Source organism: Mesorhizobium sp. ES1-3, assembly GCF_020164795.1.
Classification (GTDB): Bacteria; Pseudomonadota; Alphaproteobacteria; order Rhizobiales; family Rhizobiaceae; genus Mesorhizobium.
On sequence record NZ_JAIUGW010000002.1, the window covers coordinates 224,729 to 243,914 of the forward strand.

Annotated in this window: 20 protein-coding genes; 6 read left to right on the forward strand and 14 right to left on the reverse strand. The window is 62.3% G+C overall.

Annotated elements, in window-relative coordinates; all coding sequences use genetic code 11:
• Positions 1-22 precede the first annotated feature (22 nt).
• Both urtE and LB536_RS04100 read left to right on the forward strand, forming a co-directional pair.
• Complete coding sequence (gene urtE, locus LB536_RS04095; protein WP_140757535.1) at positions 23-718, forward strand: urea ABC transporter ATP-binding subunit UrtE; 696 nt, start codon at positions 23-25, stop codon at positions 716-718.
• 262 nt (positions 719-980) lie between these two features.
• Entirely contained in the window at positions 981-1,157 is a 177-nt protein-coding gene (locus LB536_RS04100; RefSeq protein WP_084636783.1) for a hypothetical protein, read from the forward strand.
• Positions 1,158-1,205: 48 nt separating this feature from the next.
• On the opposite strand, the gene LB536_RS04105 is transcribed toward LB536_RS04100, so the two are convergent.
• From LB536_RS04105 to LB536_RS04145, 9 genes are all read right to left on the reverse strand, one after another.
• Positions 1,206-2,357, reverse strand: a complete 1,152-nt coding sequence (locus LB536_RS04105) for a GGDEF domain-containing protein (RefSeq protein WP_140808569.1) — start codon at positions 2,355-2,357, stop codon at positions 1,206-1,208.
• Positions 2,358-2,472: 115 nt separating this feature from the next.
• Positions 2,473-2,733 carry a hypothetical protein gene (locus tag LB536_RS04110; RefSeq protein ID WP_224590208.1) on the reverse strand — a complete coding sequence of 87 codons (261 nt, stop codon included), beginning with the start codon at positions 2,731-2,733 and terminating at the stop codon, positions 2,473-2,475.
• A gap of 152 nt (positions 2,734-2,885) precedes the next feature.
• Positions 2,886-3,692, reverse strand: a complete 807-nt coding sequence (locus tag LB536_RS04115) for a DUF72 domain-containing protein (RefSeq protein ID WP_224590209.1) — start codon at positions 3,690-3,692, stop codon at positions 2,886-2,888.
• A gap of 28 nt (positions 3,693-3,720) precedes the next feature.
• Positions 3,721-4,185: a GNAT family N-acetyltransferase gene (locus LB536_RS04120; RefSeq protein WP_224590355.1), complete on the reverse strand. Its 465-nt coding sequence runs from the start codon at positions 4,183-4,185 to the stop codon at positions 3,721-3,723.
• Between the two features lie 41 nt (positions 4,186-4,226).
• Entirely contained in the window at positions 4,227-7,148 is a 2,922-nt protein-coding gene (gene uvrA / locus LB536_RS04125) for an excinuclease ABC subunit UvrA (RefSeq protein ID WP_224590210.1), read from the reverse strand.
• A 698-nt stretch (positions 7,149-7,846) separates the two neighbouring features.
• Positions 7,847-8,146 carry a hypothetical protein gene (locus tag LB536_RS04130; protein WP_224590211.1) on the reverse strand — a complete coding sequence of 100 codons (300 nt, stop codon included), beginning with the start codon at positions 8,144-8,146 and terminating at the stop codon, positions 7,847-7,849.
• A gap of 87 nt (positions 8,147-8,233) precedes the next feature.
• Positions 8,234-8,839, reverse strand: a complete 606-nt coding sequence (locus LB536_RS04135) for an ATP-dependent Clp protease proteolytic subunit (RefSeq protein WP_140757529.1) — start codon at positions 8,837-8,839, stop codon at positions 8,234-8,236.
• 23 nt (positions 8,840-8,862) lie between these two features.
• Positions 8,863-9,324 carry an SRPBCC family protein gene (locus LB536_RS04140; RefSeq protein ID WP_140808560.1) on the reverse strand — a complete coding sequence of 154 codons (462 nt, stop codon included), beginning with the start codon at positions 9,322-9,324 and terminating at the stop codon, positions 8,863-8,865.
• Positions 9,321-9,635 carry an ArsR/SmtB family transcription factor gene (locus tag LB536_RS04145; RefSeq protein WP_224590212.1) on the reverse strand — a complete coding sequence of 105 codons (315 nt, stop codon included), beginning with the start codon at positions 9,633-9,635 and terminating at the stop codon, positions 9,321-9,323. Before LB536_RS04145 ends, LB536_RS04140 begins: the two co-directional genes overlap by 4 nt.
• A 225-nt stretch (positions 9,636-9,860) precedes the next feature.
• Here LB536_RS04145 and LB536_RS04150 point away from each other — a divergent pair, with 225 nt between their 5' ends.
• Together LB536_RS04150 and LB536_RS04155 are read left to right on the forward strand one after the other, a co-directional pair.
• Positions 9,861-10,379, forward strand: a complete 519-nt coding sequence (locus LB536_RS04150) for a single-stranded DNA-binding protein (protein ID WP_224590213.1) — start codon at positions 9,861-9,863, stop codon at positions 10,377-10,379.
• A gap of 128 nt (positions 10,380-10,507) precedes the next feature.
• A complete protein-coding gene (locus tag LB536_RS04155; RefSeq protein WP_224590214.1) occupies positions 10,508-10,930 on the forward strand; it encodes an OsmC family protein in 423 nt (140 codons plus the stop codon).
• Positions 10,931-10,941: 11 nt separating this feature from the next.
• Here LB536_RS04155 and LB536_RS04160 read toward each other — a convergent pair whose 3' ends face one another.
• The 3 genes from LB536_RS04160 to LB536_RS04170 all read right to left on the reverse strand — a co-directional run bounded on the left by LB536_RS04160 (position 10,942) and on the right by LB536_RS04170 (position 12,877).
• Positions 10,942-11,571, reverse strand: coding sequence for a MarC family protein (locus LB536_RS04160; protein WP_224590215.1), 630 nt, complete (start codon positions 11,569-11,571; stop codon positions 10,942-10,944).
• A gap of 120 nt (positions 11,572-11,691) precedes the next feature.
• The gene (locus LB536_RS04165; protein ID WP_224590216.1) at positions 11,692-12,243 is read right to left on the reverse strand and encodes a hypothetical protein; all 552 of its coding nucleotides are present in this window, start codon (positions 12,241-12,243) and stop codon (positions 11,692-11,694) included.
• Positions 12,244-12,343: 100 nt separating this feature from the next.
• Positions 12,344-12,877, reverse strand: a complete 534-nt coding sequence (locus LB536_RS04170; protein ID WP_140808552.1) for a hypothetical protein — start codon at positions 12,875-12,877, stop codon at positions 12,344-12,346.
• Positions 12,878-12,962: 85 nt separating this feature from the next.
• Here LB536_RS04170 and LB536_RS04175 point away from each other — a divergent pair, with 85 nt between their 5' ends.
• Complete coding sequence (locus LB536_RS04175) at positions 12,963-13,793, forward strand: helix-turn-helix transcriptional regulator (protein WP_224590217.1); 831 nt, start codon at positions 12,963-12,965, stop codon at positions 13,791-13,793.
• A 23-nt stretch (positions 13,794-13,816) separates the two neighbouring features.
• Here LB536_RS04175 and LB536_RS04180 read toward each other — a convergent pair whose 3' ends face one another.
• Positions 13,817-14,437, reverse strand: coding sequence for a ParB-like protein (locus tag LB536_RS04180; RefSeq protein WP_140757522.1), 621 nt, complete (start codon positions 14,435-14,437; stop codon positions 13,817-13,819).
• Positions 14,425-16,128, reverse strand: coding sequence for a SulP family inorganic anion transporter (locus LB536_RS04185; RefSeq protein WP_224590218.1), 1,704 nt, complete (start codon positions 16,126-16,128; stop codon positions 14,425-14,427). The genes LB536_RS04180 and LB536_RS04185 overlap by 13 nt, the downstream gene beginning before the upstream one ends.
• A gap of 211 nt (positions 16,129-16,339) precedes the next feature.
• On the opposite strand from LB536_RS04185, the gene gyrA reads away from it, so the two are divergent.
• Positions 16,340-19,141: a DNA gyrase subunit A gene (gyrA, locus tag LB536_RS04190; RefSeq protein WP_140808548.1), complete on the forward strand. Its 2,802-nt coding sequence runs from the start codon at positions 16,340-16,342 to the stop codon at positions 19,139-19,141.
• Positions 19,142-19,186 lie beyond the last annotated feature (45 nt).

The window sequence follows — 19,186 nt, forward strand, 5'->3', positions numbered from 1 at the left end:
CGGTTCTGGAGAAGGCGCTGACATGCTCGAAGTTTCCAATGCCACGCTCCACTATGGCGCCGCCCAGGCGCTGCGCGGCGTGTCGCTGAAGGCGGGTGCGGGCAAGATCACCTGCGTGCTCGGCCGCAACGGCGTCGGCAAGACCAGTTTGATGAGATCGATCGTCGGCCACCACCGGCTGACGAGCGGGAGCGTTGCCTTCGAGGGGAAGGCGCTCGACCGGAGCGCGGCGTATGACCGCGCCCGGTCGGGCATCGCATTCGTGCCGCAGGGCAGAGAGATTTTTCCGCTGCTCAGCGTGCGGGAAAACCTCGAATCCGGCTTCGCCCCCTTGAGGCGCGCCGACCGCAACGTGCCGGCGCACGTCTTCGAGCTGTTTCCGGTGCTGAGGCAGATGCTTGGCCGCCGTGGCGGCGATCTTTCCGGCGGCCAACAGCAGCAGTTGGCCATCGGCAGGGCGCTGGTAATGCGGCCGAAGCTGCTGGTGCTCGATGAGCCGACCGAAGGCATCCAGCCCTCTGTCATCAAGGATATCGGCCGCGCCATACGCTATCTGCGCGACCAGGCCGGCATCGCCGTGCTGCTGGTCGAACAGTATCTCGACTTCTGCCGCGAACTCGCCGACGAGGTCAACATCATGGATCGCGGCCAGATCGTCCACACCGGCCCGGCGGAAGATTTAGACCGGGCTGATGTTCGCAAATTCCTCACGGTCTAGAATCGGCACTGAACTTCATTTGAAGATTTCAAGTTCTTGGCAAGTCCAATATTTCTTCCGTCCATCATCTGCGTCTCTGGCACATGCAATATCGCATGCTAGTCTTTTCCAGGCTTTGTGAGTCGGCCGTTTCCGTATCAGTCTGGTTATAGCAGATCGAGGCGCGGCGAAGGTTCTGCAAGTTCCACGCAAGCAAGGCTTCCTAGCTTCCCGATCTGATTGTCGTTCAAACGCGTTTGGGCACACAGGCTAAGGGACAGCCATGGAACGTTACGTCGAGGACTACCAGAAGCGGCGGCTTACCGAACGCGTCGACATCATCGCCGCCATCAATATCTTGAGGTCACAGGGCTGCGACTACGACGATCTGATCGAGGAGATCACCAAGGTCTTCTACGTCGACCTCGATGCCTTCAATGAAATCGTCATGGCGGCCTAAGGGCGGCCTCCGCTATCCAACAATCACAGGCTCGGCATGTACGCGTGATCAGCTCGCGCGCCGGAAGGGAGAGGCGGTCACGACGCGGTTGCGACCGCCTCGCTTGGCGTCGTAGAGCGCCTTGTCGGCGGCGTTGAGCACCTTGTCGAAGCTGAGCCCTTCCTTGCTGCCAAACGCAAAACCGGCGCTAACCGTGCAGCTCAGCGAGCCGTTTTCGGTTTCTATCTGCCGCGTCGCGAACACGGCCCGGATGCGCTCTGCCGATTCCTCGACCGTTTCCGGCAGCGTGCGCTTCAGTACCAGTGCGAATTCTTCGCCGCCCATGCGCGCGGCGACGTCGGTCTGGCGAAGATTGCCAGCGAGTTCCCTGGCGAACACCTTCAGCACTTCATCGCCCGCCGCGTGGCCGAATTCGTCGTTGATGGCTTTGAAATTGTCGAGGTCGAAGACGACCACCGCGGTAAAGGCGCCGACCGGGACGTCGCCGTGCATCTCGAACAGAGCGCGCCGGTTGAGCAGGCCGGTCAAGGAATCCGTCAGGGCGTTGCGGTGGTGGTGCCGCGCCAGACGCCCCTGGTTGAGGGCAAGCGAAAGCGCGCCAATACCCGTCATGCTGGCGATAACCACGATGAGGCTTAGCTCCTCGGCCCAGTTGCTTGGTGCGTGTCCGAGCACCAGTTCGCCATCCCAGGCAAGAACCATGGCGCAGAGCGCGAAGGACGTGGCCGTGGCCGAATAGAGCGCGATGATGCCGATCGTCAGGGCGGGTGCCTCATCGCGGCCTCTCCAATATTCGAACGCCGTGGCAAACAGGAGCAAGGCGGCGAACATGTTCTCGAACATGAAGCCGAGGCCATCATAGCCCAAACCCATGGGAGGCAACGCTATCGCCAAGGAAACGCAACCCCACAGCGCCCGTGGCAATGGCGAGCCGCCGGTTCGGAACTGATAGGCAGCACCCAGCATGGCCGAAAAGCCGATCAGCAGGAACGCCGAGGTGGCGATGCCGAGCAGGCGTCCCGGCATCTCGATATAGGCGTCATAGATGAAGATATCGCCGACCACGAACACCAGACTGATCGCCCATGTCAGCAGGAATTTTTCCGTGCGGGCGGTCAGCCACATGCCAAACAATGTGAGGCTGAGGCAAGCGGCGGAGAACCCGACGGCCAGCAGAAGCGAAGTGTAGTCGAGCGACATGCCTCTCTTTCCCTGCCGGCGGTCCCAGCTCTGCGGCTTGGCGTCGGCACATTCATGCGGCAAGGAAGTGTCGATAAGGTTACGATGGGCCGAGAACGCCAAGGATTTCTCTGTGTCAGAGAATTGCCACCGACAACAGCATGATGATGCCGATCGCCATCATCAGCAAACCCGGCCAATGTTGCGAGAGGCCCAGGAAGCGAAGGCCACGCCGGGGTGGCTCAAGCGTCGGACCCGTCATTGCCAGGTTTGGCTTCGGTCGATCCGAGCCCGCAGGCACCGAGCCGCCGCTCAACTGGCCGCGCCTCAGGGCTGCAACCGCCATGTACACAAGGCCGGCTATAGTCAGCAACGCTCCGATGAGGATGATAGCCATCTCTCCTCGCTTTTGCCCACCCGGCCGCCGTGGAAACCGGCTCTCGGGGAGATAGGCAAAACGGTCAAGATGCCCCGCAGGTTCCGAACACGCAGCAACACCCGACCTCGAAGTCGCGACAAAAGACATGACCGCGGCGCAAGCTTGCCACTTTAATCGGCCACACGCTTCATCAGCGCCATCGCCCCGAAGGGTGCGCGCACCTTGCCCTCGGTGATGAAGTAGACGAACACGTCGCGCGGCAGGACCGGGGCGTCGGTGGCGGGGTCGGCGTGCCGCAGATCGGCCGGCTGCTTGCCTTCCGCCCAGATTTTTGCGCGCTCCGCCCATTCGTCGAGGCCCTTTGGCGTGTAGCAATCAGGATTGTCGTCGCTGCCGGTCTGCAGCCGCGCATAGACGAAATCGCCGGTGATATCGGCGATGTCAGGATATTTGGCATGGTCGGCATAGACGATCGCCGCCTTGTATTTTCGGGCAAGCGCGGCGAATTCCGGCACGATAAAGCTGTCGTTGCGGACTTCGAGCGCGTGGCGCAGCGCGACGCCGTCCTGCCTTTCCGGCAGCAGCTTCAGAAACGCTTCGAAATCGTCCGGATCGAACTTCTTGGTCGGCGCGAACTGCCACAGGATCGGCCCGAGCTTGTCGCCGAGTGCTGCAACGCCGGAACTCAGGAAACGCATCATCGATTCGCCGGCTTCGCCCAGCACGCGTCTGTTGGTGACGAAGCGGTTGCCTTTCAGCGAATAGACGAAACCGTCCGGCGCCTCGTTGGCCCATTTGACGAAGGTCGGCTCCTTGAAGCTCGAATAATAGGTGCCGTTGACCTCGATGCTCGGCACCTGCCGGGTGGCATATTGCAGTTGCTTCGCCTTCGACAGTTTTTCGGGATAGAAGGACGTGTCCCAGGGCTCGAAGGTCCAGCCGCCCATGCCGGCGCGGATTGTTCCCGATGTGCTCATTGTCGTCCTACCAGATTTCTCAAAGCGATCAGGCCGCGCTGGGCCTTCCTACGGGTTTGGCCATGTCGACCAGTATCCACCCTGGCCGATAGGGGTTGGGTCGGCGACTCGTTTCGTGAAAACCATAGGCCAGATAGAGCGCGATGTTCCGCTCCATCTTGGCGTTGGTGTAGAGCCGCACCTCCGGCAAACCCCACAGACGCGCTTGCTCGTCGGCATGATTGAGCAGCGCGATGCCGAACCCCTTGCCTTGAAAGCCGGGGGCGACCGCGACGGAGAAGATCATCGCGTGATCAGGATGGCGTTCCAGCGTGATCAGCCCGGCAAGCGCGCCGTCGCTCTCAAGAAGCCGGACCTCGCCCTGGGCGATGCGTGGCGCGTAGTCCTCGGTAACCGGGATCGGTGGCGCGTCGAGTATCGCACTGTAGGGAGCATAGGCCGCTTGCGTCAGCGCGACGATCGCGGCGAGATCTTCGGGACGGGCAAGCCTCATGCCAAAGCGGCTCTGGACCGTGATCAGACCATCCTCTGTCATCACTCCGCCGCTTCGCGCTTGCCTCCGGGGCGGCGCTCCAGAAGCTCTTTCAGGAACTGGCCGGTGTAGCTGCGTTTCTCGCGCACGATGGCTTCCGGCGTGCCGGAGGCGACCAGTTCGCCGCCGCCATCTCCGCCTTCGGGGCCGAGATCAAGCACCCAGTCGGCGGTCTTTATCACTTCGAGATTGTGCTCGATGACGACCACCGTATTGCCCTGGTCGACCAGTTCGTGCAGCACTTCCAACAGCTTGGCGACGTCGTGGAAATGCAGGCCGGTGGTCGGCTCGTCGAGGATGTAGAGCGTCTTGCCGGTCGCCTTGCGCGACAGTTCCTTGGCCAGCTTGATGCGCTGCGCCTCGCCGCCGGACAGCGTCGTCGCCTGCTGGCCTATATGGATGTAGCCAAGGCCGACCTGCTTCAGCGTCTCCAGCTTGTCGCGCACGCCAGGCACGGCTGCGAAGAAATCGACACCTTCCTCGACGGTCATATCGAGCACGTCGGCGATCGACTTGCCCTTGAACAGGACGTCGAGCGTCTCCCTGTTGTAGCGCTTGCCGTGGCAGACGTCGCAGGTGACGTAGACGTCGGGCAAAAAGTGCATCTCGATCTTGATGACGCCGTCGCCCTGGCAGGCTTCGCAGCGGCCGCCCTTGACGTTGAAGGAAAAACGTCCCGGCTGGTAGCCGCGCGCCTTCGCCTCGGGAAGACCTGCGAACCAGTCGCGGATCGGCGTGAAGGCACCGGTATAGGTGGCGGGGTTCGAACGCGGCGTCCGCCCAATGGGCGACTGGTCGATGTCGATGACCTTGTCGAGGAATTCCAGCCCCTCGATGCGGTCATGCTCGGCCGGATGCTCGCGCGAGCCCATGATGCGGCGCGAAGCCGCCTTGAACAGTGTCTCGATCAGGAAGGTCGACTTGCCGCCGCCCGACACGCCGGTGACGGCGGTGAAGGTGCCGAGCGGGATTTCGGCGGTGACGTTCTTCAGATTGTTGCCGCGCGCGCCGACAATCTTCAGCCGCCGGTTCTTCTTGGCTTCGCGGCGAATGGCTGGCGTTGCCACTTCGAGTGCGCCCGAAAGATATTTGCCGGTGATCGAATTGGGGTTGGCCATCACCTGCTGTGGCGTGCCCTGGGCGATGATCTCGCCGCCATGGATGCCGGCGGCCGGACCCATATCGACGACATAGTCGGCATGTAGGATGGCGTCCTCGTCATGCTCGACGACGATCACCGTGTTGCCGATGTCGCGCAGATGCTTGAGCGTGTCGAGCAGGCGGGTGTTGTCACGCTGGTGCAGGCCGATCGATGGCTCGTCCAGCACATAGAGCACGCCGGTCAGCCCAGAGCCGATCTGCGAGGCCAGCCGGATGCGCTGGCTTTCGCCGCCCGACAGCGTGCCGGAATTGCGCGACAAGGTGAGATAGTCGAGCCCGACATCGTTGAGAAAGCGCAGGCGCTCGCGGATTTCCTTCAAGACGCGGACAGCGATCTCGTTCTGCTTGTCGTTGAGCTGCGCCGGCAGATCGGTGAACCATTTGTCGGCGTTGCGGATCGACTGTTCCGTGACCTCGCCAATGTGCTTGCCGGCGATCTTCACCGCCAGCGCTTCTGGCTTCAGCCGGTAGCCCTTGCAGACCGGGCAGGGTGTTGCCGACATGAAGCGCTCGATCTCCTCGCGCATCCAGGCGGATTCGGTCTCTTTCCAACGCCGCTCGAGATTGGGGATGACGCCTTCGAAGGTCTTGGTGGTTTTGTAGGAGCGCAGTCCGTCATCATATTGGAAGGTGATTTCGCGCTCGCCGGTGCCGCGCAGGATCGCCTCCTGGGCTTGCGTCGAAAGATCCTTGAACTTGTCGCCGAGCTTGAAGTCGTACGCCTTGCCCAATGCCTCGAGCGTCTGCGAGTAATAGGGCGAAGTTGACTTCGCCCACGGGCTGACGGCGCCGTCGCGCAGCGACACGTTTTCGTCGGGCACGACGAGGTTGGGATCGATGGCGCGCTGGCTGCCGAGACCGTCACAGGTCGGGCAAGCGCCGAACGGGTTGTTGAAGGAGAACAGCCTGGGTTCGATCTCCGGAATGGTGAAGCCGGACACGGGGCAAGCGAATTTCTCCGAGAACAGGATGCGCTCATGCGTCTCGTTCTTCGATTTGTTGACCGAATCCTCACCGGTCTGGCTGGCGTCGAGCGGCTTGTCGGCGAACTCGGCCACCGCCAGCCCCTCGGCCAGTTTCAGCGCTGTCTCGATAGAGTCGGCGAGACGCGTGGCAAGGTCGCCGCGCACGACGATGCGGTCGACGACGACGTCGATGTCGTGCTTGTATTTCTTGTCCAGCGCCGGCACGTCGGCGATTTCATAGAAGATGCCGTCGACCTTGACGCGCTGGAACCCCTTCTTCTGCAACTCCAGCAGTTCCTTGCGGTACTCGCCCTTGCGGCCCCGCACGATGGGCGCCAGCAGGAACAGGCGCGTGCCTTCCTCGACCGCCAATACCCGGTCGACCATCTGGCTGACCGTCTGGCTCTCGATCGGCAGGCCGGTGGCCGGCGAATAGGGCACGCCGACCCGGGCAAACAGAAGCCGCATATAGTCGTAGATCTCGGTGACGGTGCCGACCGTCGAACGCGGGTTCTTCGACGTGGTCTTCTGCTCGATGGAGATGGCCGGCGAAAGGCCATCGATCTGGTCGACGTCGGGCTTCTGCATCATTTCGAGGAATTGCCGTGCATAGGCCGAGAGGCTCTCGACATAGCGGCGCTGGCCCTCGGCATAGATGGTGTCGAAGGCGAGCGACGATTTGCCGGAGCCCGACAGGCCGGTCATGACGATCAGGCTGTCACGCGGCAGGTCGAGATCGACGTTCTTCAGATTGTGTTCGCGCGCCCCGCGAATGGAAAGGAATTTATGGTCGGCCATCGCCGGTCGCCGCCTCAGATCTGGAATTCGTGGGATTGGCGGGTTTTCCCAGCCATCCCCTATGTAGGTCTTTTTGCCGCCACGTCGAGAGACGCCACAACTCCCGACAGAACTCGTTTAACCGTCTTTCGCGCGAGGGGGCAAGCGGAAAGAACAAAGGCCGAACACGCTCCTGACAAAGCTGTGCGGAAACTGACCTGGACGTAACCTCCCGGCGATCACATTTTCCCGTAACCGGCTATTGATGGTTGACGCGGCCAACTCACGGGAGCAGTCTTCGGAAGTCAGCGAAGCCGGCCGTCTTTCGATGGCCTCGCCGCCCCAAGGCGGCCTGCGAGACGCCGCAGGCATTAGCGATTTGCGCTTCGCCAGGACAATGTCGCAATGGACACAGGAGCGGAGCATGACGCCACCGGATAGTCCACCAGGGCTTCAGTTGTCATTGGAGCCGCGGCAGGCATAAGTGCCAGAGGCAGGCGTTTACGCCGCCCGACAAACCGTGACCTGCCGTATCCCTTAAAATCAGAGACTATGGTCGGATCGTCGGCTGAATGCCGCGAAGCATCCGAAATCAAACGCCGGCAGTACACTCCCGGCAAGAATGGATTAAAAATCCAGAAAAAGCCCCGTCCGTTTGCCCCAAGGCACGGCGGGGCTGTTCTTTTGGGCGGGCCCGAGTTGCCAGGCCCGATCTCTGCCTATCTAGGCGGCTTGATCCCGCCAACTCCGACATCGACGGTGATGCTGCCGGAAATCCTGACATCCGTATTGCCGATCTTGAACTGCCCGTTGCCGCTGCTGGGGAACGCGTCGTCGGGTTCGGGCACCGGGGCCGGCTTGGCGATGCGATAGTCGCCGGTCACGCCAGGCAGGGCACTTTTTTGCGCCGACAACGAAGCGCCGTCGGCAAGTGCCGAACTGGACGCGAGGCAGACGACGACGAGCACCATGGCGGCTGTGACACGGTGCGATGTTCCGGATCGGTGAGTGTCGGTCATCCCCCGTTATAGGGACCTGCCGCCAGCGGAACCAGACCGGTATCGTTAAATCTTCGACACCTAACAGGATTTGATCTGGGCTTTGCCTCATGCCGCCTTTTTGCGGGTGTCGAAGACATGGTCGACAATGCCCCATGCCTGGGCCTCGCGGGCCGTCATGAAATGGTCGCGGTCGAGCGTGCGTTCGACCTCTTCATAGCTGCGGCCACAATGCTGGGCGTAGAGTTCGGTCATGTGGCGTTTGGTCTGGCCAATGCGTTCGGCGTGCCGCTGGATGTCGGAAGCCTGGCCCTGGAAGCCGCCCAGCGGCTGATGCAGCAGGATGGTGGCGTTCGGCAGCGCGATGCGGCGCCCGGCCGCACCCGCCATCAGCAGGAACGATCCCATCGATGCGGCAAAGCCCATGCACACGGTCGACACCGGACAGCTGATATACTGCATCGTGTCGTAGATGGCGAAGCCGCTGGTCACCATGCCACCGGGCGAGTTGATGTAGAGCGAGATCTCCTTCTCGGGATTGTCCGACTCCAGCGACAAAAGCTGCGCGCAGACCAGCGCCGAGACGTCGTCGTTGATCTCGCCGTTGATGAACACGATGCGTTCGCGCAGCAGCCGCGAAAAAATGTCGAAGGCGCGTTCGCCGCGGCTCGATTGCTCGATCACCATCGGTACAAGACTGGCAACACCACTCATTTTTCTTCTCCGATTTTCCGTGTTCAGGCCGCGCGCAGCAGCTGAAGGCGTGGTGTGTTCGCGGCGATAGGTTTTCCGGCCCCGCGCAGCGAAAGCCGGCAGCCGGCGCCAGCCATCGCAACTGCGGGCATCGTCTTGCGGGCAAAGCCGTCATGGACGATGCGCAGATGCGTGCCGCCGGAGACGGTACGGGCGAGCGTGAAGGTGACGGTGCTGTCGAGTGGATGCGCCGCATCGTCCGACTGCTCGCGCCAGGAATAGCGCAGCAGGCGCTCGGGCTCGGCGTCGAGGATCTCGCATTCGATCGGCGCGTCAGACCCGGCGAAGGCAAAGCGGCTGCCAGTCCGAGGCCTAATGTCATTCGGCATCATCCAGGCGGCGAGCAATTCCGGCACGGTCAGCGCCCGCCAAACCTTTTCCGGCGGCTCGGCAAGGTCGTATTCGAACTCGAGCGCATCTGGAGCGACTTCGCTTTGGTTCTTCATTGATCCATGTCCTTCAAAACGGCCTTCAGTCTTTCGATGCGTTCCGGCCAGAACGTCCGATAGCGTTCAATCCAGGAGAGCAGCGGGGCAAGTCCCTGTGGATTGGCGCGGTAATAGGCGTTGCGGCCGGCACGTCGTTCGACCACCAGGCCGGCGCCGCGCAGCACCGCCAGATGCTGGGAGACGCCTGGCTGCGAAACCGTGAGGCCGCTGCGCAGTTCCGACACGCTCATCTCGCTCGTCGCGAGACGCTCGAAGACGGCGCGGCGCGTCGGGTCGGCCAGGGCGCGGAAAATCTCTGCTTCGATCATGGCAAAAGCATAAGTCGATACTTATTGATTTGGCAAGCGCTGTTCTGAGACCCATATGCAGCGTGGAGGCATTGCTGCCATTCCTTGACAATCAGCGGCAGTGCATATAGGAACGAAAAGGGAACAAAAACCTTGTGGGAAAAGCCAGCCTTGGCAGGCGGCTGACGTCGGTAGCCTGTAAGGTGCTGCGACAAAATTTGTTAGAGATGAGCGCGGAGAAATATCATGGCGGGTAGCGTCAACAAGGTCATTCTGGTCGGCAATCTCGGCGCGGACCCTGAAATCCGCCGCCTCAATTCGGGCGAGCCGGTCGTCAACATCCGCATCGCCACGTCGGAAAGCTGGCGCGACAAGAATTCCGGCGAGCGCAAGGAAAAGACCGAGTGGCATAACGTCGTCATCTTCAATGAGGGCATCGCCAAGGTGGCCGAGCAGTATCTGAAGAAGGGCATGAAGGTCTATGTCGAGGGCCAGCTGCAGACGCGCAAATGGCAGGACCAGACCGGTGCCGACAAATACACGACCGAAGTCGTGCTGCAGAAATTCCGTGGCGAACTGCAGATGCTCGACGCGCGCGGCCAGGGTGAGGGCGGTCAGGTCGGCGGCTACAGCGGTGGCAGCAGCAGCCGCGGTTCCGATTTCGGCCAGTCGAGCCCGAATGAAGGGTTCAACCGCGGTGGCGGCAACGCTCCCAGGGGTGGCGGTGGTTCGTCGCGCGAACTGGACGACGAAATTCCGTTCTGATCGGAAGCCGTACCAAACGGCGAATGCTTGTGCTCGATATGCCCCGAGGGTCCGGATGGACTTTCGGGGTTTTGCATTGGTGGTTTTGAGCTGACGCCAGCTCGATCAAGGGCTGAAAGGACTGAGCGATGAAGGCACGGGTAAAATGGGTCGAGGAGCGCACCTTCGTCGGCGAGTCCGGCAGCGGCCACAAGGTCGTGCTGGGCACGGCGTCCAGTCCGGAAGGCAAGACGCCGGGACCGAGCCCGATGGAGCTGGTGCTGATCGGCACCGGCGGCTGCTCGGCCTATGATGTCGTCCATATCCTCGAAAAAGGCCGCGAGGCGGTCGAGGACTGCGTGGTCGAACTCGAAGCCGACCGGGCCGAGACCGACCCGAAGGTGTTCACCCGCATCCATATGCATTTCATCGTCAAGGGCCGTGCGCTGTCACGCGACAAGGTCAAGCGCGCGATCGATCTTTCCATCGACAAATACTGCTCGGCTTCCGCCATGATGGCCAAGACGGCCACGCTTACGCATGATTTCGAGATCGTCGACACGGCGAAGTAGGGCGGTAGGGCTCAACCGGCCATCAGCGCCTTGATGCCATCTGCCACGAACTGCACCGCCAATGCCGCCAGGATGACGCCGAGCAGGCGGGTCAGGATCGAGCGGCCGGTCTGGCCGAGGACGCGGTCGATGCGTTCCGACAGCACGAACACCAGATAGGTTATGACGAGGCAGACGAGAATGATGCCGACCAGGGCCGCCTGCGCCGCAAAGCCCTGAAACGAGCCGGAGAGCAGCACCGTCGCTGAAATCGCGCCGGGGCCGGCGATCAGCGGGATCGCCAGCGGGAAGGCGGCGATGTTGTGGATCATGTCCTTGGTGATGGCGACGTCGCCGATCTTCTCCTTGCGGTCCTGCCGGCGCTCGAAGACCATTTCGAAGGCGATGAAGAACAGCAGGAACCCGCCGGCGACGCGGAAAGCCGGCAAGGTGATGCCGAACACCGACAGGATAGAGGCGCCGGCGACGGCGAACAGCGCCATCACCAGGAAACCGATGATCGAGGCGCGCACGGAAACTTGGCTGCGCTCCTCGCGGTTCATGCCGCGTGTCACGGCCAGGAACAGAGGCGCCAGGCCGGGCGGATCGATGGTCACGAGAATGGTGACGAAGGCGTTGAACAGGCTGTCGAAACTCGGCATTACTGACCCTCCCGCCGGGCCAGGCCCGTACCCGCATTGGTAGAGCAAAGCCCGGTCGGTGGGAACTGTCGGAGGGCTGGAGACTTCGATGCGGTATGTCGCGTCGAGTCGAAAACCGATTCAGGCGACGCGCTTTGTTCGGTGGGCTAAATGTTCATAGGTGATTTGCCAAGCGTCGCTCTCGGAAGGTCGTTCCTCGCCGATCCAATGGAAGCTGTTGGCCGTGATCTCGGTGAAACGCCATCGAGTTTGCAGACCGCGCGAGTCATCGCCGATCTGGACAATGTCCCTACCCTCGGCCCGCCCGATCTGGCGCGAGTAATCCTGGTTGAGCGGATCATTCCAGATGATGTGCCAGCCACCGATCCCAGGATCGAAGATGCGCAAAGTCGTGCCATACATAGTGGACCGCGCAGGGCGCCTTGGCCTGATCCAGATATCCTGAATCGCGCGGCCTTCGAGCACCCAGCCGAAATGGCATTCTCCAGTCCATTTCTGGATTGTGCCATCGTCAAGGTGGCGGACCGTGTCCATTTCCCAGCTTCCGATCAGCCAGCGGTACAGCTCCATTTCCCAGCTTCCGATCAGCCAGCGGTACAGCTCCATGTCTTTCGCTCGATCGGCTGTGGGAGCTTCGGATCCAAGAGCGGTGAGAAACGAAGAAATCGCCATAGTCACGAGGCCTTTTCGTATCTGGTATATTGGGCGTCGCGGACACCGATTGAGACATGATCGAACATGTTTTTCTCGATTCTTACAATGTATTACAGCCTCATCTTGTTGCCGTCCGCCGCGCCAGGAACTCGACTTCGAGGTGCCAGTCCGCACCGTCGTGCGAGCGCTCGCCGAGCCATCGGAAGGAATCTTCGGTAATGCGCGAAAAGCTCCAGCGCACGGAGGAGCCGGTGCCATCGGCGCCGACCTGCACGATCGTGTCGCCTTCGGCGCGGCCGAGCTGGCGGCTGAAATACTGGTTGCGCGGATCGCTCCAGAAAATGTGCCAGGCGTCGACGCCGGGGTCATAGACTCGCAGCGTCGTGCCGTAAAAGGTCCATTTGCCGAGCGAGGGCGAGGGGCCGGCGTCACGCGCGGGCAGGATCCAGACGTCCTGAATGGCGCGGCCTTCGAGCACCCAGCCGAAATGCACCTCGCCGCGTCCGGTCAGCACCGTGCCATCTTCGAGATGTCGCGCGGCGTCAAACGTCCAGGCGCCGACGAAGCGGCCGTAAAGGTTCAGTTTTTCGGCAAGCCCTTCGATCGGTCCGGGACTGTGCAAGGCTTCGGCAAACGAGGATTGGTCGAACATGGCTGGGGTCTCTTCTTGTCAGGAGACCGCGAGGAATAGGCGCTGACGGGGTTCTGGGCTTGGGAAAAATTGCTATATTTCAGCCATGACGGCGATTGCGGATACCCTTGCATCCGGACCCGGTTGGCACGTGGCGGATGTAATCTGCACGGCCAGCGCCGGCGATCGGCCGTACGAGGAAGCGCATCGGGATTTCTGCGTCGCGGCGGTCACCAGCGGCTCATTCCGCTACCGCGCGCAGCAAGGCACGGCAATGCTCGCGCCAGGCAGCCTCCTGCTCGGCAATTCCGGCACATGCTACGAATGCGGGCACGAGCACGGCAGCGGCGACCGTTGCCTCTCCTTCCATTTCGGGCCGACCTATATGGACCGAATCGTGGCCGACGTACCGGGCGCCCGGACGCTCGCCTTCGCGGCGCCACGCCTGCCGCCGTTAGCGGCCTTGGCGCCGCTGCTGGCCGAGGTGGAAGCCGCGCGCGACATGGGCGACACGGGCGCATTCGAGGAACTCGCCCTACGCATTGGGGGTGCCGTTGTGGCCACAATCTCCGGCGCCACGCATGCCCGTTGCGACCCAAGCCGCCGCGATCAGAAAAGGGTTGCCGAAGCGGTACGGCGGATCGAACTGGATGCCGACGGACCGATCTCGCTTCCGGCGCTGGCGGATGAGACCGCGACCAGTCCCTATCATTTCCTGCGCAGCTTCCGGCATGTCGCTGGCATGACGCCCTATCAGTACCTGCTCAGGACCCGGTTGCATCGCGCGGCGGTGCGATTGCGCACATCGAACGATGCCATCTCGGCAATTGCTTTCGAGTCCGGTTTCAACGATCTGTCGACGTTCAATCGGCGGTTTCGGCGTGTCATGGGCGAGACGCCGGGCCGCTATCGCGCCAGGCGCGCGGGCCGCAGCTGAAAAGTCGCGTCACACCCGCGGCATCAGTCCATGATCGGCCCGCACCAGCCGGGCAGATAGTCGGCGTCCTTGCCCTTGGCCAGCACGAGCGCGTCCTTCATCGCCTTGTCGAAATTTTTCGCCACCGCACTCCTGTCGATGCGCCGGCGCAGGAAATCCGCCCACAGGAATTCGCTGAACGGGGTGGTGTCCTTGGCATAACCGCCCAGCCGCCGCAGTTCGCCCGCCATGCTCCGGTAGGGGTCGTCGACGAGTTCGCCGATGGTCTTTGGCAGGGCGGCATAGTCGCGGCGCTGGCCGTTTTCATCGAACGGGTGCATCCAGCCGCGATTGTCGAGCATGAAAAGGAACGCGTCCTTGTCCAGGGCCGACAGGTCGCTGATCACCGTCACGAGCACATCCTTGACACCTTCGTCGATCAGGGCGCGGGCGAGATGATGGTGGTCGGTGACGTAGTTGCGCTTTTTGGGCCCCAACACGACTGGGATCATGTGCTTGCCCAGAAAAGCGCCTGTTTTCGCGGCGCTCTGCGAGCGGATCAGCTGGCGTTTGAGGTCCACCTCGCGCATCCCGACGGTAATCTGCGTTGGCCGCAGTTCCTTGACCGGAACCGGGGTCACCAGCGGTTCTCTCAGGACGACCATGGCGTACTCTCCTGGTTTTCCGGCTGGCCGGAATGCAGAGCCCTGATGGCGGCATCGACACTGTGAAAGATCCGCTGCGGGCCGACGAGATCGATGATGCCGAACCTTGCAAGGGCTTCTTGGGCACGCACCGACTCCATTCGAGCAATGGCGAATATTGCGCCCGCATTGCGGCAATAGGCGATGGTTTCGATCAATGCCTGGGCGGCGGTGTAGTCGATCTCGACAATGTTACTGGCCTCCAGCACGGCGAGTTTTACATCGCCCTTGCCGGCGTCGACCAGATCGCAAAAGCCGCGTTTGAAACGGTCGGCATTGACGAAGGACAATGGCGCCTGGAACGCCGCGACCAGCACGCCGGGGAGTTTTTCGCCAGCGCCCGGCTTGGCCGGCGGCCACCAGACCGAAGTTCCCGGCACTTGTTCCAGTTCGATCGGCAGCGTCCGGGTCGCGCTCCAGATTCCATGCAGCAGCGAGAGGCCGATGCCGACCGCCACGCCGGTTTCGATGGGCAGCACGACGATGGCCGCCATGGTGATCAGGATCAATGCGAATTCGACCGGCGCCTGCCGGTAGACGCTGGCGAACACCTTCCAGCGCAAAATGTGCTGGGCGACGAACATCAGGACCCCGGCGAGGGCGGCCTGCGGGACGTCGGCGAGCAGACCGCCGCCAAAGGCGCCAAGGGCCAGAACGATCGCCGCTGCAACAAGGCTCGAGAATTGCGAGCGGCCGCCCGACTGGGAGACGATTGCCGTGCGTGGTGGGCTGGCGTTGACGGCGAAGGCGCCGAACAGGCTGGACGCGATGCTGCCAGCGCCGACACCAACGAAATCGCGATTGACGTCGGGCGCGTCGCCCTGCTGGGCGAAGGAGCGGGACGTGGCGGCCGTCTGCACCATGACGACGATGGCGATCAGCAATGCCAGCGGAACGAGCGCCTGCACATCGTTGAGACTGGCAAGCGGCAGTCCGGCGTGCGGCAGCCCATTGGGCAGGGCGCCAAGCACCTCGACGCCACGATCCTCGAGGCCGAAGACGGCGACCGCTGTCGTGGCAAGCACCATGCCAATCAAGGCGCCGGGAATGCGGGGGCTGATGTGGTCGGCGCCAAGGACGATCGCGAACACGCCAAGGCCGAGCCCGAGGCTCCAGGGATTGGTGAGATGGAGACTGCCGGCAATCTCGCCGACACGTCGTAAGGTTTCACCGCTCTCGGGGGGCAAGCCGAGCAGTCCGGGCATCTGTGAAACGATGATATGGACGGCGATGCCGGCCAGAAATCCCGTGGTGACCGGAACCGACAAAAGATCGGCAAGCCAGCCAAGGCGAAGGATGCCGCTCAACGTCACAATCAGCCCGACCATCAGCGCCAGTATGGCGGCCAGCGCCAGATAGTGCGGCGAACCGGATGCGGCCAGCATGGCGAGGCCGCCGGCAAACAGTGGCGTGATCGTCGAATCCGCGCCCGCCGAAAGGTGGCGATTGGCGCCGAACAGGGCAAACGCCACCGAACCGGCGACAAAGGCGAAAAAACCAAGCTCGGGAGCAAAACCGCCGAGCCTGGCTGTCGCCATCTGTTCGGGAATGGCGATCGCGGCCAGTGTCATACCGGCGATGAGATCGCCATTGAGATCACGCGGTGTCCAGCCGCGCGGCGCCCGCAAAGGCAGCCACGAGCTCAGGCTCATCGCGCTCGCTGCTTTCGACTGGGGGAAACGGTCCATTGCCGGCTTTTGCCTTGGTGGCGGCGAAAAGCGTAACGGCCATATCGTCGCAATTGGCGGTATCCTTTTGAAATTACCACTAAAAATGACACTGGAAAAGTGCCGCGGACATTGGAGTTTCAGCCTCGCTTCCTATATAAGCAGCGAGTGATTCCTGTTTAGATTGTGATCCGATTTGACCGACCAAAAGACACCGCGCGGCGCCGACGGCGGCCCCACCGGCATTGAACCCATCTCCATCATCGAGGAGATGCAGAGTTCTTATCTTTCTTACGCCATGAGCGTGATCGTCAGCCGTGCGTTGCCCGATGTGCGCGATGGCCTGAAGCCGGTGCACCGTCGCATTCTCTATGCGGCGCATGAGAGCGGCTACCACTGGAACCGCAAATATGTGAAGTCGGCGCGTCCGGTTGCCGACGTGATGGGTAAATATCATCCGCATGGCGATGCCTCGATCTATGACGCCTTGGTACGCATGGCGCAGGATTGGTCGCTGCGCGTGCCGTTGATCGACGGGCAAGGCAATTTCGGCTCGATCGACGGCGATCCGCCGGCGGCGATGCGCTATACCGAATCGCGCCTGACCAAGGTCGCGCACGAGCTTCTCGAGGATATCGACAAGGACACGGTCGATTTCCAGGACACATATGATGCTTCGGACACCGAGCCGAAGGTTCTGCCGGCGCGCTTTCCCAATCTACTGGTCAACGGCTCGGGCGGCATTGCCGTCGGCATGGCCACCAACATCCCGCCACACAATCTCGGCGAAGTCTGCAACGCCGCCATCGCCGTCATCGACAATCCGGCAATCGACCTGCCGGCGCTGATGGAGATCATTCCTGGCCCCGATTTCCCGACCGGCGGCATCGTGCTTGGCCGCTCCGGCATCTACAGCGCCTATTCGACCGGCCGCGGCTCCATCGTCATGCGCGGCAAGGTCAACATCGAACAGCGCGGCAACGACCGCGAATCGATCATCATCACCGAGGTTCCCTATCAGGTGAACAAGGCCTCGATGATCGAGAAGATGGCCGAACTGGTGCGCGACAAGCGCGTCGAGGGTATTTCCGACATCCGCGACGAAAGCGACCGTCAGGGTTATCGTGTCGTCATCGAGCTCAAGCGTGACGCCGTTGCCGACGTCGTCCTCAACCAGCTCTACCGGTTCACCCCGCTGCAGACGTCTTTCGGGGCCAATATGGTGGCGCTGAACGGCGGCAAACCGGAACTGCTGAACCTGATCGACATGCTGACGGCGTTCGTCACCTTCCGCGAGGAGGTGATCAGCCGGCGGACAAAGTTCCTGCTCCGCAAGGCGCGCGACCGCGCCCATGTGCTGGTTGGTCTGGCAATCGCCGTCGCCAACATCGATGAAGTGATCAAGCTTATCCGCACCGCGCCGGATCCGCAGACGGCGCGCGAGCAGTTGATGGAGCGGCGCTGGCCCGCGGGTGACGTCGAATCGCTGATCCTTCTGATCGACGATCCGCGTCACCGCATCAACGAGGACGGTACCTACAATCTGTCCGAGGAACAGGCGCGCGCCATCCTCGAACTGCGCCTGCAGCGCCTGACCGCGCTCGGCCGCGACGAAATCGCCGATGAGTTGAACACGATCGGCGACGAGATCAAGGACTACCTCGACATCCTGTCGTCTCGCGCGCGTATTCAGCAGATCGTCAAGGACGAGCTCGCCGCCGTACGCGACGAGTTCGGCACGCCACGCCGCACCGAGCTCACCGACGGCGGCGCGGACATGGAAGACGAGGACCTGATCCAGCGCGAGGACATGGTCGTGACGGTGAGCCATTCCGGCTACATCAAGCGCGTGCCGCTTTCGCTCTACCGGGCGCAGCGCCGCGGCGGCAAGGGCCGCTCCGGCATGTCGACCAAGGAAGAGGATTTCGTCACCCGGCTGTTCGTCGCCAACACGCACACGCCGGTACTGTTCTTCTCCTCGCGCGGCATCGTCTACAAGGAAAAGGTCTGGCGCCTGCCGATCGGCAATCCGCAGTCACGCGGCAAGGCACTGATCAACATGCTGCCGCTGGAGCAGGGCGAGCGCATCACCACGATCATGCCGCTGCCCGAGGACGAGACGAGTTGGGGCGAGCTCGACGTGATGTTCGCCACCACGCGCGGAACCGTGCGCCGCAACAAACTGTCCGACTTCGTACAGGTCAATCGCAACGGCAAGATCGCCATGAAGCTGGAGGAGGAGGGCGACGAGATCCTCGGCGTCGAGACCTGCACCGACAATGACGACGTGCTTTTGACCGCCAGCTCCGGCCAGTGCATCCGCTTCTCGGTCGGCGACGTGCGCGTCTTCCAGAGCCGCAACTCTGTCGGTGTGCGCGGCATCACCATGGCAGACACCGACCGCATCATCTCAATGTCGGTGATCGAGAATGTCGATGCGCCGCCGGCCGAACGCGCCGCCTATCTCAAGCGGGCGGCGGCCGAACGGCGGCTCGCCGCCGGTATCGCCGCCGGTGAAGAGGAAGAGATCGCGCTGACCAACGAAGAGGTCGGCGAGGAGACGGAGCTTTCAGACGAACGCTACGAGTTCCTCAAGATGCACGAACAATACGTGCTGACAGTGACTGAATATGGCTACGGTAAGCGCTCTTCGTCCTATGATTTCCGCCTGACCGGGCGTGGCGGCAAGGGCATCCGAGCCACAGATGTCTCGAAGACGGCCGAAATCGGCCGTCTGGTGGCAACTTTCCCGGTCGGCAACGACGACCAGATCATGCTGGTTTCGGACGGTGGCACCGTCATTCGGGTGCCCGTCAACGGCATCCGTTTCGCCAGCCGCGCCACCAAGGGCGTGACCATCTTCAACACGGCTGAAGGTGAAAAGGTGGTTTCGGTCGAGCGAATCTCGGAGCCGCAATCCGACGAGGAAGTGGAAGAGGCCGTCGAGGATGGCGCGGAGCCCAATTCGACGACTGACGGTCCGGATAGCGCCGAATAGTTCCTGGAGCGGTTTGACATAGCAACGCCGGCCTGATCGCCGGCG

Excerpts from the sequence above, each read along its gene's own strand:
- urtE (WP_140757535.1), top strand. The coding sequence starts at position 23 with ATGCTCGAAGTTTCCAATGCCACGCTCCACTATGGCGCCGCCCAGGCG.
- LB536_RS04145 (WP_224590212.1), bottom strand. The coding sequence starts at position 9,635 with ATGATCGAAGCAGAGATTTTCCGCGCCCTGGCCGACCCGACGCGCCGC.
- LB536_RS04120 (WP_224590355.1), bottom strand. The coding sequence starts at position 4,185 with ATGAGGCTTGCCCGTCCCGAAGATCTCGCCGCGATCGTCGCGCTGACG.
- LB536_RS04160 (WP_224590215.1), bottom strand. The coding sequence starts at position 11,571 with ATGCCGAGTTTCGACAGCCTGTTCAACGCCTTCGTCACCATTCTCGTG.
- LB536_RS04110 (WP_224590208.1), bottom strand. The coding sequence starts at position 2,733 with ATGGCTATCATCCTCATCGGAGCGTTGCTGACTATAGCCGGCCTTGTG.
- LB536_RS04100 (WP_084636783.1), top strand. The coding sequence starts at position 981 with ATGGAACGTTACGTCGAGGACTACCAGAAGCGGCGGCTTACCGAACGC.
- LB536_RS04170 (WP_140808552.1), bottom strand. The coding sequence starts at position 12,877 with ATGTTCGACCAATCCTCGTTTGCCGAAGCCTTGCACAGTCCCGGACCG.
- LB536_RS04135 (WP_140757529.1), bottom strand. The coding sequence starts at position 8,839 with ATGAGTGGTGTTGCCAGTCTTGTACCGATGGTGATCGAGCAATCGAGC.
- LB536_RS04105 (WP_140808569.1), bottom strand. The coding sequence starts at position 2,357 with ATGTCGCTCGACTACACTTCGCTTCTGCTGGCCGTCGGGTTCTCCGCC.
- LB536_RS04115 (WP_224590209.1), bottom strand. The coding sequence starts at position 3,692 with ATGAGCACATCGGGAACAATCCGCGCCGGCATGGGCGGCTGGACCTTC.
- LB536_RS04180 (WP_140757522.1), bottom strand. The coding sequence starts at position 14,437 with ATGGTCGTCCTGAGAGAACCGCTGGTGACCCCGGTTCCGGTCAAGGAA.
- LB536_RS04185 (WP_224590218.1), bottom strand. The coding sequence starts at position 16,128 with ATGAGCCTGAGCTCGTGGCTGCCTTTGCGGGCGCCGCGCGGCTGGACA.
- LB536_RS04150 (WP_224590213.1), top strand. The coding sequence starts at position 9,861 with ATGGCGGGTAGCGTCAACAAGGTCATTCTGGTCGGCAATCTCGGCGCG.
- LB536_RS04155 (WP_224590214.1), top strand. The coding sequence starts at position 10,508 with ATGAAGGCACGGGTAAAATGGGTCGAGGAGCGCACCTTCGTCGGCGAG.
- LB536_RS04175 (WP_224590217.1), top strand. The coding sequence starts at position 12,963 with ATGACGGCGATTGCGGATACCCTTGCATCCGGACCCGGTTGGCACGTG.
- LB536_RS04130 (WP_224590211.1), bottom strand. The coding sequence starts at position 8,146 with ATGACCGACACTCACCGATCCGGAACATCGCACCGTGTCACAGCCGCC.
- LB536_RS04165 (WP_224590216.1), bottom strand. The coding sequence starts at position 12,243 with ATGGCGATTTCTTCGTTTCTCACCGCTCTTGGATCCGAAGCTCCCACA.
- uvrA (WP_224590210.1), bottom strand. The coding sequence starts at position 7,148 with ATGGCCGACCATAAATTCCTTTCCATTCGCGGGGCGCGCGAACACAAT.
- LB536_RS04140 (WP_140808560.1), bottom strand. The coding sequence starts at position 9,324 with ATGAAGAACCAAAGCGAAGTCGCTCCAGATGCGCTCGAGTTCGAATAC.